Source organism: Achromobacter sp. JUb104 (assembly GCF_024806975.1).
Classification (GTDB): domain Bacteria; phylum Pseudomonadota; class Gammaproteobacteria; order Burkholderiales; family Burkholderiaceae_B; genus Achromobacter; species Achromobacter spanius.
This window is the reverse complement of the sequence record NZ_JANUEY010000001.1, coordinates 1,837,600-1,852,638: the sequence shown is the minus strand read 5'-3', so window position 1 is coordinate 1,852,638 and position 15,039 is coordinate 1,837,600. Positions and strand designations below refer to the sequence as shown.

Here is a 15,039-nt window from a genome sequence, read left to right as displayed (position 1 = left end):
CGCGCGTTGCTCGGTAATCCCAGGCTTTCGCGCGGTAAATGCGCGGACGCTTTCAAGACGTGAAGGAATGCATTTTGGCCCCCTCGGAACATGATGAACGCCGCTCCGGCGGCACGCGCGCGGCGAAGGCGAGTGCGCCTTCGGAGCTGCGGCGCACCTTGTCCGCGCGCCACCTGACGATGATCGCGGTAGGTGGCTCCATTGGCACGGGGCTGTTCGTGGCGTCGGGCGCGACCATCGCCACCGCGGGCCCCGGCGGCGCGTTGCTGGGCTACGTGCTGATCGGCGTGATGGTCTATTTTCTGATGACCAGCCTGGGCGAATTGGCTGCCGCCATGCCCGTGTCGGGTTCGTTTTCCACCTACGGCGCGCGCTACGTCGAAGACGGTTTCGGCTTCGCGCTGGGTTGGAACTATTGGTACAACTGGGCGGTAACCGTGGCGGTGGACCTGGTGGCCGCGCAGCTCGTCATGGCCTATTGGTTCCCCGATGTGCCGGGCTTCTACTGGAGCGCCTTGTTTCTGGCGATTACCTTCGGGCTGAACGCGATGTCGGCGCGCGGCTTCGGTGAAGCGGAATTCTGGTTTGCGCTGATCAAGGTCGTGGCCGTGCTGGGCTTTGTGGCCATGGGCGTGATGATGCTGTTGGGCATTATCCGGGGCGGCGAAACCGGCGGCGTGGCCAACTGGACGGTGGGCGATGCGCCCTTCGCCGGCGGGTTCGCCGCCTTGATCGGCGTGGCGATGGTGGTGGGGTTTTCTTTCCAGGGCACCGAGCTTATCGGCATCGCCGCGGGCGAATCCAAGGACCCGGCGCGCAACCTGCCGCGCGCGGTTCGCCAGGTGTTCTGGCGCATTCTGCTGTTTTACGTCATGGCGATTCTGGTGATCGGCCTGCTGATCCCGTACACCGACCCGCACCTGCTGCGTAACGACGTTGAAGACATCAGCGTCAGCCCGTTTGCGCTGATCTTCGAACGCGCAGGGTTGTTGGGGGCGGCCTCCGTGATGAACGCCGTGGTGCTGACGTCGGTGTTGTCGGCGGGCAATTCGGGCATGTACGCCGCAACTCGCATGCTGTACAGCCTGGCGCGGGAAGGCAAGGCGCCGCGCATTTTTGGCCGTATTTCGCGCCATGGCGTGCCGCTGTGGGCACTGCTGGCCACGACCGTGGTGGCAGCCTTGTGCTTCTTCACCTTTATCTTCAGCCCGAACGCCGTGTACATCTGGCTGCTGAACACGTCTGGCATGACCGGCTTTATCGCGTGGCTGGGCATCGCAATCAGCCACTATCGATTCCGGCGCGGGTATGTGAAGCAAGGCCATAGCCTGGCTGACCTGCCTTATGTATCGCCGTTCTTTCCCTTCGGCCCGATCTTCGCCTTCGTGCTGTGCCTGGTGATCACGCTGGGCCAGAACTACCAGGCGTTTCTGCAAGACCGCATCGATTGGGGCGGCGTGGTGGCCACCTACATTGGCATCCCGCTGTTCCTGCTGATCTGGCTGGGTTACCGCTTGGCGCGGGGTTCGCGTTTCATCAGCTACCGGGACATGCGCTTCCCGGAGCCGCGTGCGCGCAGCGAATATCTGGATTCAGCCTTGCGCGGAGAGCCCGCGGCGGGCGAGGCACGCTAGGAATAGCAGGCGCTGGATTGCCCGGCAGGGCCGATCCAGCGCCTAGCCGCGTTCAGGCCATGGGCCGGCACTGCTCAAGCATCCATGCGCCAAATTCGCGCACCAGCGGCGTGTCCGCCTGCGCCTGGGGATAGACGAAATAGTAGGCGTCGGTGCTGCTCAGCACTTGCGGAAATAGTTGGATCAGCTCGCCCGAGTCGATCTCGCGTTCAACCAGAAAACGGGGAAGCAGCGCGGCGCCCAGGCTTGAGGCGGCGGCTTGCGCCAGCATTGCCGCCTGTTCGAAATGCGGGCCTTGCATGGCGCGCGCCGAACTGGCGCCGTGCTGGTCGAACCACGTAGCCCACTGTGCGGGGCGTGAGGTCTGGTGCAGCAACACCACCTGGTCCAGGTCCGCGATATGCCGGATGCCATGGCGCCGTTGATAGCCGGGGCTGCACACGGCGATCACTTCTTCGGGCATCAGGTATTCGCACACGGCGCCGGCCCAGTAAGGCGCGCCAAAGTGGATGGCTGCGTCAAACGGCTCTTGTGAGAACTCGAAGGGCAGGGTGCGCGAGGTGAAGTTGATGGTGACCTCGGGCTTGCGCGCCATGAAGTCCCCCAGGCGGGGGATGAGCCAGCGCGTGCCCAGCGTGGGCAGCACCGCCAGGTTGAGCTGGTCGCGCCGGGTGCAAGCCATGGTGCGCCGCGTGGCGTCGGACAATTGGTGCAGCAGTATGCGCACTTCCGAGGCATAGGCCCGGCCGGCATCGCTTAACACCACCCGTTGGCGCACGCGATGGAACAGCGTGACGCCCAACTGCGTTTCAAGCTGGTGAATCTGGCGCGATACCGCGCTTTGCGTCAGGTGGAGCTCATCCGCCGCGCGCGACACGCTGTTGCGCCGGGCGACTGCTTCGAAGGCCAGCAGGTTGGCGACGGGCGGCAGAAAGGTCTTGCGGAACATGGCGATTCCTAATCGGTACGTCCTGAAAGTAAACCCGCCATGACAACATGCCCGCGCGGGCGCCCGAATAGGAAAAGTCTGGAATGCAAAAAGGCCGCGTTATCGCGGCCTCGAAGCGTTGGCAACGCGCGCGGCGTTACTCGATGTTTTGCGCCTGTTCGCGCATTTGCTCGATAAGCAGTTTCAGATCCATGGCGGCGCGCGTCACGTCCATGCTGCCGGCCTTGGACCCCAGGGTGTTGGCTTCGCGGTTCATTTCCTGGAACAGGAAATCCAGGCGCTTGCCCGCGCTGCCGGCCTGCTTTTTGCCAGACGCCGCCTTGCCGCCGCAGTCGGTCAGCAGGTGACGCAATTCCTCGAGGTGCGAACGCAGCCGCGACAATTCTTCCGCGACATCAATGCGCAGGGCAAACAGGTTGGCTTCCTGCGACAGGCGTTCGGACAATTCCGTGCCCGAGATGTGCGTGAAGCCGCCCGGAAAGGCCTGCTCCACGCTTTCGCGCAGCTTGGCGGCCAGCTTGTCGCGGTGGTCGGCCAGCAACTGCGGCAGATGCGCCTGAACGATCTCAACGACGCGGGCGACCCCATCGGCGCACTCGCGCATCATGCCGGCCAGGCGTTCGCCTTCGCGCGCGCGGCCTTCCTGCAACTGGGTCAGGGCCTGTTGCGCGGCTTGCAAACAAGCCGCGCCCCAGATCTGCGGGTCCAGCGCGTCGTTGCCGCGTTGGCCGGGCCAGTTGAACAGTTCAACCAGCCGGGGGGGAGAGATATCGGGAACAATGCGGCGAGCCGCCTGCAGCTGCTCGGCCAGGCTTTCCAGCCAGGTCGGATCCAGCTTGGACAGGTCGGTGCTGGCATTGCGGGTGAACGACACACGGATCTCGACCTTGCCGCGCGCCAGGTTGGCCGTCAACAGTTCGCGCAGCGGCGTTTCAACGTGCCGCAGTTCGTCGGGCAAGCGGAAATACAAATCAAGGAAGCGGCTGTTGACGCTGCGCAGTTCAATGGCAAGCGTGCCTTGTTCTAGGTCTGCTCGGGCGTTGCCGAAGGCGGTCATGCTGCGAATCATGGGCGTGTCCTGGTGAAGCTTGGGGTAAGAGCCGGTTGCGCCGGGACCCGCGGCATCCTGGTAAAGGGGGGCGGGTCTGTTTTATTGAACCGGATATATCGCGGCAGGATACTCCAAGCCGGGATTTCCTGCGGCGGGTGCCCGTACAATGCCGCGAACCCTATTTTTGTCTGGAGTCTGCCTGTGACCACTACGCCCACCATTGCCCGTCCGTCTGGCCGCGCCGTCGACGAATTGCGGCCGTTCAGCCTGGAGCGCGGATTCACGCGCTACGCCGAAGGGTCGGTACTGGTGAAGGCGGGCGACACGCACGTGCTGTGCACCGCCAGCGTGCTGGAAAAGGTGCCGCCGTTTCTGAAGGGCAAGGGCGAAGGCTGGGTCACGGCGGAATACGGCATGCTGCCGCGCGCGACGCATACGCGCGGTGACCGCGAAGCGGCGCGCGGCAAGCAAAGCGGCCGCACGCAGGAAATTCAACGCCTGATCGGCCGCAGCCTGCGCGCCGTGTTCGACACGCGCGCACTTGGCGAACGCACCTTGCATCTGGATTGCGATGTACTCCAGGCTGACGGCGGCACCCGCTGCGCCAGCATCACCGGCGCCTGGGTCGCGGCCGCGGATGCGGTGGCCTTGCTGATGAAGCGCGGCGATCTGGCGGTAAATCCGATCCGCGACGCCGTCGCCGCCGTGTCCGTGGGCTTGGTGCAAGGGCGTTCGGTGCTGGATCTGGACTACCAGGAAGATTCCGCCTGCGACGCCGACGTCAACGTCATCATGACGGGCAGCGGAGCGTTCGTGGAAGTGCAAGGCACCGGCGAAGGCGCAACCTTCACCCGCGCTGAGTTGGACACCATGCTGGTGCTGGCGGAAGGCGGGATCGCGAGCCTGGTCAAGGCGCAACGGGCTGCGCTGGTGTGACCTGATTGGTCGGTGCGCTGAACGCGCTCTGCTGGCGCGACCTATTCGGTCTGCGCCCTACGGGCTGCGCTGGCGTGACCTGTTCGGTCTGCGCCCTATGGGCTGCGCTGGCGTGACCTATTCGGTCTGCGCCCTATGGGCTGCGCCGGCGTGACCTATTCGGTCTGCGCCCTATGGGCTGTGCCGGCGTGACCTATTCGGTCTGCGCCCTATGGGCTGCGCCGGCGTGACCTGTTCGGTCTGCGCCCTATGGGCTGCGCTGGCGTGACCTATTCGGTCTGCGCCCTATGGGCTGCGCTGGCGCGACTTTTGTAGGATGGGTGAAGCGCGGGAGGCGGCTGGCAAGAATTCTGCTGGGAAACGCGCGTAACCCATCGTGCGGCGGTGATTTTTGGGCTTGTCGCTTCTTTGGTGAAATCGGCTTGGGCTTCACCGCTGCTTGATGGGTTACGCGCGTTGGAATTCGGTTTTCCTTTGAATGGAAATCTCGCGCTTCACCCATCCTACGTGGGCAATAGGGTGCCCACTTTCTCTGCCTTTTCCAAGGCCCAGATTTTATCTATCAGGCCGCGTAGCTCCGATTCCGTCGCCGCATTGGCGTAGCGGCCCAGGCTTAGCGTCTTGTCTTCGATTTCCAGGCGGCTCAGGGTGTTGCCGGGGTCGCCCTTGGGTTCGTCGACGCGGCCGTGCAGCGTGCGGCCGTCGCGTGTGGTGACGGTGACTTTACCGATCCAACGTTGCGGATAGGCGTTGTCGACCTCGGCGTCCAGCACCATCTCCACTTTCCCCCGGAACGCTGCCACCGCCGGGTCATCCAGCCCCGCATCAAATTCGGCCAAGCCCGCGCGCCCTTGGCGGGCGATCAGCGCCAGCACCGTGCCCATCGAAAACTTGGACTGATGCACCGTTTGCGGGTTGACCACCGGGCCCAGCACATCGATCGCGCCCTGGTGCACATGCGCCACCACGCGTTCCACATCCGCCTCCGTCAGCTTGTTTTCCCGCAGCGCCTGTTGCAAGGCGTCCGCCGCCGGGTGCGTGTGACGGCACGAAGCATGGAACTTGAATGACGTCTCCGCCAACGCCCAGCGTACGCCCAAGCGGTCGCAAAGCTTCGAGGGATCGGCATCGGTGGACATGCCGGCCGCCATGCCCTGCGGGCCTTCCAGAATGTGGCGCGCACCGGTGAAGCCCTCACGGGCCAGGTAGGCGGCCGTCATGCCATCGGCCGCGGCCTTGGCCGTATGCAGTTGCTTGGAGTCGGCCGCGTCGCGCAGAAACTCCCACAGACCCGCCGCCTGCGTGCCGGCCGAACCCAAGGCGTGCAGCATCTGCTCGGGCGTGAGCTTGAGCAGGCGGCCGGTGGTGACGGCGGCGGCCAAGGTGCCGGCCGTGCCCGTCGTGTGGAAAATCTTGTAGTGCGAGCGCCCCAGGAATTCCCCCACCCGGATGCCCACTTCATAGCCCGCAACCGACGCCACCAACAGGTCACGGCCCGAACTGCCCAACGCCTGCGCAACCGCCAACGCGGGCGGGAACACCACGGCGGCTGGATGGAACACCGAGCCATTGTGGACGTCGTCCTGCTCCACCACGTGGGCCGCCGCCGCGTTCACCATGGCGGCAAACAGTGGCGTGGTGCGGCGGCGGTTGATCAGCACTTCGCTGGGGCCGTCGGTCGGCCCCATCGCGGCGGCATAGCGGTCAATGGCCAGCACCGCGCGTGCCGACGCGCCGGCGAGTATCGACGCCAGGCAATCCAGCAACAGATCTTCCGCGCGGCGCAACACCGGCGCGGGGATGTCTTCGTAGCGCAGGTTGGCGGCAAAGGCGGCCAGTTCGGCGCTTAGATGGGGAGTGTCTTTGGTTGCGGTCATGAGCGTTGGCGTCGGGTCAGAAGGAACGGGGCAAGCCCAGGATGTGTTCGGCAACGTAAGACAGAATCAGGTTGGTCGAGATGGGCGCCACCTGATACAGCCGCGTCTCGCGGAACTTGCGTTCCACGTCGTATTCGGTGGCAAAGCCGAACCCGCCGTGAAACTGCAAGCAGGCGTTGGCGGCTTCCCACGACGCATCCGCGGCCAGCAGCTTGGCCATGTTGGCCTGCGCGCCGCAGGGTTGGTGCGCGTCGAACAGTCGGCAGGCTTCATAGCGCATCAGGCTGGCGGCTTCCACGTTGATGTGGGCGCGGGCGATCGGGAATTGCACACCCTGGTTCTGGCCGATGGGGCGGCCGAACACCATGCGTTCCTTTGCGTAGGCGGTGACCTTGTCCACGAACCAGTAGCCGTCGCCGATGCACTCGGCGGCAATCAGTGTGCGTTCGGCATTCAGGCCATCCAGGATGTACTTGAAGCCTTTGCCTTCTTCACCGATCAGGTTTTCGACGGGAATTTCCAGGTTGTCGAAAAACAGTTCGTTGGTCTCGTGATTGACCATGTTGGGAATGGGGCGGATCGTCATGCCGTGCTTGACGGCGTGGTGCAGATCCACCAGGAAGATCGACATGCCTTCGGACTTGCGCGTCACCTGGTCCAGCGGCGTGGTGCGCGCCAGAAGAATCATCAGATCGGAATGCTGCACGCGCGAAATCCAGACCTTTTGGCCATTGATGACGTAGCGGTCGCCACGGCGCACGGCGGTGGTCTTGATCTTGGTGGTGTCGGTGCCGGTGGTGGGCTCGGTCACGCCCATCGACTGCAAGCGCAGTTCGCCCGCGGCGATGCGCGGCAGGTACTCGCGTTTCTGCGCTTCCGAGCCGTGGCGCAGCAAGGTGCCCATGTTGTACATCTGGCCGTGGCAGGCGCCGGAATTGCCGCCGCTGCGGTTGATCTCTTCCATGATGACCGACGCTTCGGTCAGCCCCAGACCCGAGCCGCCGTATTCCTGGGGAATCAGCGCGGCCAGCCAGCCGGCCTCGGTCAGTGCGCGGACAAAGTCCTCGGGGTAGCCGCGTTCTTCATCAACCTTGCGGAAATACTCGCCAGGAAATTGCGCGCAAAGATCGCGCACGGCTTCGCGGATGTCCTGATAGTCGTGTGAGGCGTGGGGCATAGGGGTGTAGTGGGTCTTGTGAAAGGCAAAAGAATGGATCGGTACAGCATCGAATGTGCCGCATGGGCGCGGGCGTGCCAATTCACAATTCCTTAATACGGGGTTCCTGTTCGCAAAAGCGCACTTTCATGACCGGCGTTGGTCAGCGCTCAGGGCAGTTGTGTCAAGAAATTGCCAAACTGCCTGTCCATAATCCAGGGCACTGCGCCCCACGGCGCCCGGCTATAGACGGATGGATATGCGGAAAAATCTTAGGGTCACCACGGCGGTATCGGCCATTCTGGCGTTGTTCGTGTTGTTGTTTGCAATTGCAGCGGCGGCGGGCATTGCGGTATTGCGCGACAACCGCGCCGACATCGAAGCCCTGGGCCGGGGCAGCATCGAACGCGCCAGCGACCTGGCCAACATGACCAGCAGGTTGTTCCAGGCGCGCGCCGCGCTGGCCGACGCCAAGACCAGTATGGAAGGCGGGCTGGAAGAGGCGCGCAACCAATCCCTGGCGCAGGCCGAGGCGCTGCTCAAGCAGGCGGGCGAGAGCCTTGCGCGGCTGCGTGCCAACCCGGACAGCAGCGCACAAGGCGGTCCGTTGTTTGAACAGTTGCTGGCCGCGTACACCGCCTTCGCGGACCAGACCCTGACCCCCATGCTGCAGGCGACGCAAGGATGGAACGGCATTGAAGTGAACCGGCTGGTGGACAAGGTGCTGCCCGCCAGCGGCGCGGCCTATGTTAAGCAGGCGGACGCCTATCAGACCTACGCACGCGAGCAGGGCCAGGCCGCCGTTGCCAGCGCCAGCCAAACCCTGGAGCGCGTCATCATGGTGGCCGGGGTGGTGCTGGCGGTGGTGCTGTTGCTGGCCGTGCTGATTCGGCTGGCGTTTCGACGCAGCATTCTGCGCCCGCTGAACGAGGCCGGCGCGCACTTCGACCGTATCGCCGATGGCGATCTGACCGGCGCCATCGCCACGCGCGGCGACAACGAAATCGGCGTGCTGTATTCAGCCATGCGCCGCATGCAGACGGGGTTGTCGGCGGCGGTGGCCTCGGTGCGCCATGGTGTTGAGGAAATTCACACCGGCTCCGGCGAGATCGCGGCAGGCGGCGCGGATATGTCCGACCGCACCGCGCGCCAGGCCGGGTCCTTGCAGGAAGCCGCCGCCAACATGACGCAGTTGGCCCACACCGTTCAGCTCACGGCAGGCAACGCCGATCTGGCCAGCCGCCAGGCGGAAAGCGCGACGCAACTGGCCCAGCGCGGCGGGCGTGCGGTGGACGAGGTCGTGCAAAGCATGCAGGGCATTGCCGACAGCGCGCGCCGCATCGGTGAAATCGTGGGCGTGGTGGACAGCATTGCTTTTCAGACCAACATCCTGGCCTTGAACGCCGCCGTCGAGGCGGCGCGTGCAGGCGAGCAGGGCAAGGGTTTCGCGGTGGTGGCGGGCGAGGTGCGCTCGCTGGCGCAACGCAGCGCGCAGGCGGCCAAGGAAATCAAAGGGCTGATCGAAGATTCCGCCGAGCGCGTGCAGGCCGGCGTGCGTCAAGTGAACCTGGCCGGCGACACCATGCGCGACATGGTGGTGTCGGTGGACCGGGTAACGCAGATCGTGGCTGAAATCTCAAACGCCACGGCCGAACAGGCCGCGGGCATTGCCTCGGTGAACGATGCGGTGGCCGATATTGAAAGGTCCACGCAGGAAAACGCCGCCATGGTCGAGCAGACCGCCGCCGCCGCCGCAGCCCTGGAGATCCAGGCGCAAGGCCTGCGCCGGGCGGTGGCCGTGTTCCAGATCGCCCAGGCGGCCCAGAACGCCTCGGCCGTGCAGGCCTCAATCGGCCAGTTACGCGGCCAGGTCGGGCAGGACGCCGCCGGTGTAGCGCTCGATCACCAGCGACAGGTTCCCATGCTTGACCTTGTGCTTGACGTTCGCGGCGGCCGACGCGATGTCCTCCGGGCGGATGCGCTCGCATAGCGAGGGGGTGACGGTCAGCGCACCGACACCCAGCGTGACGAAGGGGAAGAAGCGCGGCACGCCGTAGCGGTCTTCCGCTTCGATGCCGCCATTCTTGCGGCCCAGGTCGTCGTACAGGGCGGTGGCTTGCTCGTTGAATTCCGCAATGATGCGCTGCACACGCTCGGCCCAGTCCGGGCTGCGGAACAGCACCACGAAATCATCGCCGCCCACATGGCCGACAAAGTCGCGCAAGGGGTCGCAATGTTGCTTGAAGACTTCGGCGGTCAGCATGATCATGTCGTCGCCGCGCCAATAGCCGTACACGTCGTTGAAGGGCTTGAAGTTGTTCAGGTCGCCATAGCAAACCGTGAAGTCGGCCGCGTCTTCCAGCAGGGTTGCAATGTGGCGGCTGATGGGAATGTTGCCGGGCAGGGACGTCAGCGGGTTGGCGTAGCGCGCCGCTTCGATCCGCATCTCGGTCACGGAACGCACCAGCGTTTCGCCAGTTGCCAGGCCGTCGTAACGGCCATCCCGCGTGATGATCAGGCCGTCCATCAGGTAGCGCTGGTCTTCCGAAATCAGCACATGGCTGAGCTGGTCGATGGATACGTTAAGGTCCACCAGCACCGGTTCGGCGTTCATGAAGGTTGAACAGCGGTCGCGGCCGAACAGTTCGCGCGTGTAGCGCTGCGCGTAGTGTTCCGAAAAGTCGCGCCGGTTGATGATGCCCACCGGCCGGTTGTCGGCGTCGACCACCGCCACGGCGTGCATGTTTTTTTGTTCGATAAACAGCCGGTGCACGTCATCGTTGGTGTGTTTGTCCAGCAAGGCGGCCGGGGCTTCCACCCGCAGGCTGGCCGCCGTGCCGCCCGCCGCGCGTTGCGACAAGGGGGCGGTGCTGCGTACGCGCAGCGAATCGCGCACGGGCGCGGTCAGCTCGGTCAGCAGCGTTTCTTCAGGCCGGCCCAAGTACCAGCCTTGCGCATAGCGGATGTCCAGCTCGCGCACCATGGCCAGGTCTTCGGCGGTCTCGATGCCTTCGGCCACGATGGCCGTGCCCAAATGCTGAGCCACCTTCAGAATGGCGCGCACCATGCTTTGCTTGCGGTCGTCGTGGCCGATGCCGTCGAAGAAGTAGCGGTCGATCTTGACCAGGTCGGGCTGCATTTCAGCCCACAGTTGCAAGTTCGAGTTGCCTACGCCGTAGTCGTCCAGCGCGATGCGCATGCCGTGCTCGCGCAGGCAGGCAAACGCATCGCCCAGTTCCTGCATGTGATCCGACAGCGGGTCTTGCTCGGTCAGTTCAACGATGATGCTGGACGCGGGCAGTGCGCAATCCTTAAGCAGTTGCTGCGGCATATCGCTGCCCCACAGCGTCCAATAGTGGATCAGCGCTGACCCCGACAGGTTCAGGAACAGCTTGCCGGCCGCTTCGTTGCTGTGAAACCCCTGGGCACCGGCCCGAAAGCTGGCCAGCTCCAACTGCGGGTGCAGGCCCCGGCGCCGGGCTTCGGCAAAGAGCGCGTCCGGAAAGTGCAGGGCGGTGTCGGCGGGGCCGCGTATCAGGCTTTCGTGGCCGTAGATGCGGGTGTGGGACAGGTCCACCACTGGTTGGTAGCGGGGCCGAAGTAGACGCTCTTGCAAGATGCCGGCCAAGCCGACGGATGCGGGCGCGTCGCCCAGCGTGAATGGCGTGCGGGCCGTGGTCGGCCGGGGCAGAGCGTGAAGGGAGGTCATCGCCGAGGCGTTCAGATACGATCAGTGACAAGATTGGTCATGTTGACAACAAAATATGTCTGCGTTGTTGCCGCTGCGCGCGACGCGCAATCTTCAAGCGCTGTTACATGGGTGTCAACCGAGGTTTCCCCTTGCTATGAGCGGGGGCAGGGGCCGCGCGCCACCCCGCGCCCTATACAATTTGCCCCATGACTTCCCCCAAGATTCCCGAATCCCTGCGCCGCATCGTGCTGGCGTCCAACAACGCCGGCAAGTTGCGTGAGTTTTCCGCCTTGTTCGCGCCCCTGGGCGTAGAACTCGTGCCTCAAGGCGAGCTCGGCGTGCCCGAAGCCGAAGAGCCCCATGTAACCTTTGTTGAAAATGCGCTGGCCAAGGCGCGCCATGCCAGCCGCTTGACCGGCCTGCCGGCCCTGGCCGACGACTCCGGCCTGTGCGTGGCCGCCTTGGACGCCGCGCCCGGCGTGTATTCGGCCCGCTACGCCAAGATGCACGGTGGCGATAAATCCGACCAAGCCAATAACGCGCTGCTGGTGCGCAACCTGGCGGGCGTAACCGACCGCCACGCCTGGTATGTGGCGGTGCTGGCGCTGGTGCGTTCGGAAAACGACCCGTGTCCCATCATTGGCGAAGGCCTGTGGCACGGCGAGATCATCGACCAGCCCGAAGGCGCGAACGGCTTTGGCTACGACCCGCACTTCTACCTGCCCGACATGGCGCTGACCGCGGCCTCGCTCGACCCCGAAGAAAAGAACCGCGTCAGCCATCGCGCCCGCGCCCTGCGCGAACTGCTGAGCAAACTCAGCCACGCTTAACCCGCATGTCCATCACCATTCCCATCCGCAACGACATGGGCGCGTCGCCATCGCGCGTGCGCATGCCGCCCGGGGCCACGCTGACCAGCCTGCCGCCGCTGTCCATCTATGTGCACGTGCCGTGGTGCGTGCGCAAATGCCCGTATTGCGACTTCAATTCCCATGCCGCGCCAGGAGAAATCCCCGAACGCGCGTATCTGGACGCCTTGCGCAGTGATCTTGAACAGGCGCTGCCGTCCATCTGGGGCAGGCAGGTGGTGTCCGTCTTCATTGGGGGCGGCACGCCCAGCCTGCTGTCGTCGGCCGGATTGGACGAACTGCTGGCCATGCTGCGCGCCTGTCTGAACCTTTGGCCAGACGCCGAGATCACCATGGAGGCCAACCCCGGCACCGCCGAGGCCAATCGCTTCCGCGACTATGCCGCCAGCGGCGTTACGCGCTTCTCGCTGGGTATCCAGAGTTTTGACGATGCGCAACTGCAAAAGCTGGGCCGCATCCACGATGCCGCGCAGGCCCGCGCGGCGATCGACATGGCGCAGCGCGCCGTCTCGCGCGTGAACCTGGACATGATGTTCGCCTTGCCCGGCCAAAGCCTGGACGCCTGTGTGGCGGACCTGCGCCAGGCCATCTCGTTCGGCACCGAGCATCTGTCGCTGTATCACCTGACGATGGAACCCAACACCGTCTTTGCCAAGTTCCCGCCTGCGGAACTGCCTGATGACGACACCAGCGCAGCCATGCAAGACGCGGTTGAAGCGGAACTGGCCGCAGCCGGCTTGGCCCGCTATGAAGTGTCGGCCTATGCCAAGCCAGGCGCGCGCTGCCGCCACAACCTGAATTACTGGGAATTTGGCGACTACCTGGGCATCGGCCCCGGCGCACACGGCAAGCTGTCATTTCATGACCGTATCGTGCGCGAGGCGCGGTTGCGCAATCCGGAGTCCTGGATGCAGGCAGCCATGGCGCGCGACGGTAGCCACCTGGCCGAAAGCCGCCAGGTCGGCCCTGATGAATTGCCCTTTGAATTCATGCTTAACGCGCTGCGCCTGAAGGACGGGGTGCCGGCCACGGCGTTCAACGAACGCACCGGTTTGTCGCTTGCCGCCATTGCGCACCAATTGGAGGCAGCATCGAAACGGGGCTTGCTGGACGCTGACCCAACGCGTCTGAAGGCCACGCCCTTGGGCTGGCGGTTTCTGAACGACTTGCAGGAAATGTTCCTGTAGTTGCTTTTGCACCAAAACGGAGCAATCATGCTCCATCTTTTGCACCATGATGGTGCTTCGTGTTTCCATAAGCGTGCGGTTTTCCCCCGGGATTCCCTAGGGAAAACCTGGCACGCTTATTGCTTCCCTCTTTTATGCCAGTCGAGCGGCAAAGCCCTCGACCCTTTTATCTAATGGAGATGACATGGCAAGCCCGAAAGACGTCCTGAAACAGATCGCCGATAACGAAGTCAAGTTCGTGGATTTCCGCTTTACCGATACGGTTGGCCGTGAGCACCACGTTTCCGTGCCCACCTCCGCGATCGATGAAGACAAGCTGGAAAGCGGGCAGGCTTTCGACGGTTCGTCGATCCCGGGTTGGAAGGGCATCGAAGCGTCCGACATGCTGCTCATCCCCGACTGCTCGACCGCCAACCTGGATCCGTTCCGCGAAGAGCCGACCCTGATCCTGTCGTGCGACGTCGTTGAGCCGTCGGACCTGAAGGGCTATGACCGCGACCCGCGTTCGCTGGCCAAGCGCGCCGAAGCCTACCTGAAGTCCTCCGGCCTGGGCGACACCGCCTACTTCGGTCCGGAACCCGAATTCTTCGTGTTCGACGGCGTGACCTGGAACACCGACATGTCGGGCACGTTCGTCAAGATCAAGTCCGAAGAAGCCTCGTGGTCGACTGGCCTGGAATTCGAAGGCGGCAACACGGGCCATCGTCCCGCGGTCAAGGGCGGCTACTTCCCCGTTCCCCCGGTTGATTCGTTCCAGGACATGCGTTCGGAAATGTGCCTGCTGATGGAACAAATGGGCGTGCCGGTTGAAGTGCACCACCATGAAGTGGCCGGCGCAGGCCAGCTGGAAATCGGCACCAAGTTCAGCACGCTGGTTCAGCGCGCCGACTGGACCCAGATCGTCAAGTACGTGGTGCACAACGTTGCCCACGCTTACGGCAAGACCGCCACGTTCATGCCCAAGCCCATCGTTGGCGACAACGGTTCCGGCATGCACGTGCACCAATCCATCTGGAAGGATGGCCAGAACCTGTTCGCGGGTAACGGCTACGCCGGCCTGTCGGAATTCGCGCTGTACTACATCGGCGGCATCATCAAGCACGCCCGCGCCCTGAACGCCATCACCAACCCGGGTACCAACTCGTACAAGCGTCTGGTTCCGCACTACGAAGCCCCGGTCAAGCTGGCTTACTCGGCCCGCAACCGTTCGGCCTCGATCCGCATTCCGTACGTTGGCAACCCGAAGGGCCGCCGCGTCGAAGCGCGTTTCCCGGACCCCCTGGCCAACCCGTACCTGGCCTTCTCGGCCCTGATGATGGCCGGCCTGGACGGCGTGCAGAACAAGATCCACCCGGGCGATCCGGCCGACAAGAACCTGTACGACCTGCCGCCGGAAGAAGACGCAAAGATCCCGACCGTGTGCTCCTCGCTGGAACAAGCGCTGGAAGCCCTGGACGCCGATCGCGAATTCCTGACCCGTGGTGGCGTGTTCAGCAACGACATGCTCAACGCCTACATCGACCTGAAGATGGGCGATGTGAATCGTCTGCGCATGACCACGCACCCGGTCGAATTCGACATGTACTACAGCCTCTGATCCTTTAGAGGCTGTGGCGGGGGGGAGCGCGATGATGTAGGCAGAAACCAGGGCCCACACATCGCGCACCACCAGGTCGCGGCTCGACGGTT

General features: G+C 64.2%; 10 protein-coding genes and 1 pseudogene. 6 read left to right on the top strand and 5 right to left on the bottom strand.

What is annotated here, in order from left to right; genetic code table 11:
- The first annotated feature begins 74 nt into the window (after positions 1-74).
- Positions 75-1,634 (top strand): amino acid permease, encoded by a 1,560-nt coding sequence (locus M2361_RS08300; RefSeq protein WP_259247777.1) that lies wholly within the window; start codon positions 75-77, stop codon positions 1,632-1,634.
- 52 nt (positions 1,635-1,686) lie between these two features.
- On the opposite strand, the gene M2361_RS08295 is transcribed toward M2361_RS08300, so the two are convergent.
- Together M2361_RS08295 and M2361_RS08290 are read right to left on the bottom strand one after the other, a co-directional pair.
- Positions 1,687-2,583 carry a LysR family transcriptional regulator gene (locus tag M2361_RS08295; RefSeq protein ID WP_259247775.1) on the bottom strand — a complete coding sequence of 299 codons (897 nt, stop codon included), beginning with the start codon at positions 2,581-2,583 and terminating at the stop codon, positions 1,687-1,689.
- Between the two features lie 136 nt (positions 2,584-2,719).
- The gene (locus tag M2361_RS08290; protein ID WP_259247773.1) at positions 2,720-3,652 is read right to left on the bottom strand and encodes a YicC/YloC family endoribonuclease; all 933 of its coding nucleotides are present in this window, start codon (positions 3,650-3,652) and stop codon (positions 2,720-2,722) included.
- A gap of 183 nt (positions 3,653-3,835) precedes the next feature.
- On the opposite strand from M2361_RS08290, the gene rph reads away from it, so the two are divergent.
- Entirely contained in the window at positions 3,836-4,570 is a 735-nt protein-coding gene (rph, locus tag M2361_RS08285; protein ID WP_310508896.1) for a ribonuclease PH, read from the top strand.
- A 503-nt stretch (positions 4,571-5,073) separates the two neighbouring features.
- Here rph and M2361_RS08280 read toward each other — a convergent pair.
- Positions 5,074-6,447, bottom strand: coding sequence for an MmgE/PrpD family protein (locus M2361_RS08280; RefSeq protein ID WP_259247771.1), 1,374 nt, complete (start codon positions 6,445-6,447; stop codon positions 5,074-5,076).
- A 16-nt stretch (positions 6,448-6,463) separates the two neighbouring features.
- Positions 6,464-7,624, bottom strand: coding sequence for an acyl-CoA dehydrogenase family protein (locus M2361_RS08275; RefSeq protein WP_050446881.1), 1,161 nt, complete (start codon positions 7,622-7,624; stop codon positions 6,464-6,466).
- Positions 7,625-7,856: 232 nt separating this feature from the next.
- Here M2361_RS08275 and M2361_RS08270 point away from each other — a divergent pair.
- Positions 7,857-9,296, top strand: a pseudogene (locus M2361_RS08270) (methyl-accepting chemotaxis protein); the annotation flags it as partial.
- 165 nt (positions 9,297-9,461) lie between these two features.
- Here M2361_RS08270 and M2361_RS08265 read toward each other — a convergent pair.
- Positions 9,462-11,312: an EAL domain-containing protein gene (locus tag M2361_RS08265; protein ID WP_259247769.1), complete on the bottom strand. Its 1,851-nt coding sequence runs from the start codon at positions 11,310-11,312 to the stop codon at positions 9,462-9,464.
- 188 nt (positions 11,313-11,500) lie between these two features.
- Between M2361_RS08265 and rdgB the strand changes: the two genes are divergently transcribed.
- From rdgB to glnA, 3 genes are all read left to right on the top strand, one after another.
- Positions 11,501-12,124: an RdgB/HAM1 family non-canonical purine NTP pyrophosphatase gene (gene rdgB, locus M2361_RS08260; protein WP_259247767.1), complete on the top strand. Its 624-nt coding sequence runs from the start codon at positions 11,501-11,503 to the stop codon at positions 12,122-12,124.
- A gap of 5 nt (positions 12,125-12,129) precedes the next feature.
- A complete protein-coding gene (gene hemW / locus M2361_RS08255; protein ID WP_259247763.1) occupies positions 12,130-13,350 on the top strand; it encodes a radical SAM family heme chaperone HemW in 1,221 nt (406 codons plus the stop codon).
- A gap of 184 nt (positions 13,351-13,534) precedes the next feature.
- Positions 13,535-14,947, top strand: a complete 1,413-nt coding sequence (glnA, locus tag M2361_RS08250) for a type I glutamate--ammonia ligase (RefSeq protein ID WP_100855879.1) — start codon at positions 13,535-13,537, stop codon at positions 14,945-14,947.
- Positions 14,948-15,039: the final 92 nt, after the last annotated feature.

Coding starts and splice junctions, on each gene's coding strand:
- M2361_RS08290 (WP_259247773.1), bottom strand. CDS start 3,652: ATGATTCGCAGCATGACCGCCTTCGGCAACGCCCGAGCAGACCTAGAA.
- glnA (WP_100855879.1), top strand. CDS start 13,535: ATGGCAAGCCCGAAAGACGTCCTGAAACAGATCGCCGATAACGAAGTC.
- rdgB (WP_259247767.1), top strand. CDS start 11,501: ATGACTTCCCCCAAGATTCCCGAATCCCTGCGCCGCATCGTGCTGGCG.
- M2361_RS08295 (WP_259247775.1), bottom strand. CDS start 2,583: ATGTTCCGCAAGACCTTTCTGCCGCCCGTCGCCAACCTGCTGGCCTTC.
- M2361_RS08280 (WP_259247771.1), bottom strand. CDS start 6,447: ATGACCGCAACCAAAGACACTCCCCATCTAAGCGCCGAACTGGCCGCC.
- M2361_RS08265 (WP_259247769.1), bottom strand. CDS start 11,312: ATGACCTCCCTTCACGCTCTGCCCCGGCCGACCACGGCCCGCACGCCA.
- M2361_RS08275 (WP_050446881.1), bottom strand. CDS start 7,624: ATGCCCCACGCCTCACACGACTATCAGGACATCCGCGAAGCCGTGCGC.
- hemW (WP_259247763.1), top strand. CDS start 12,130: ATGTCCATCACCATTCCCATCCGCAACGACATGGGCGCGTCGCCATCG.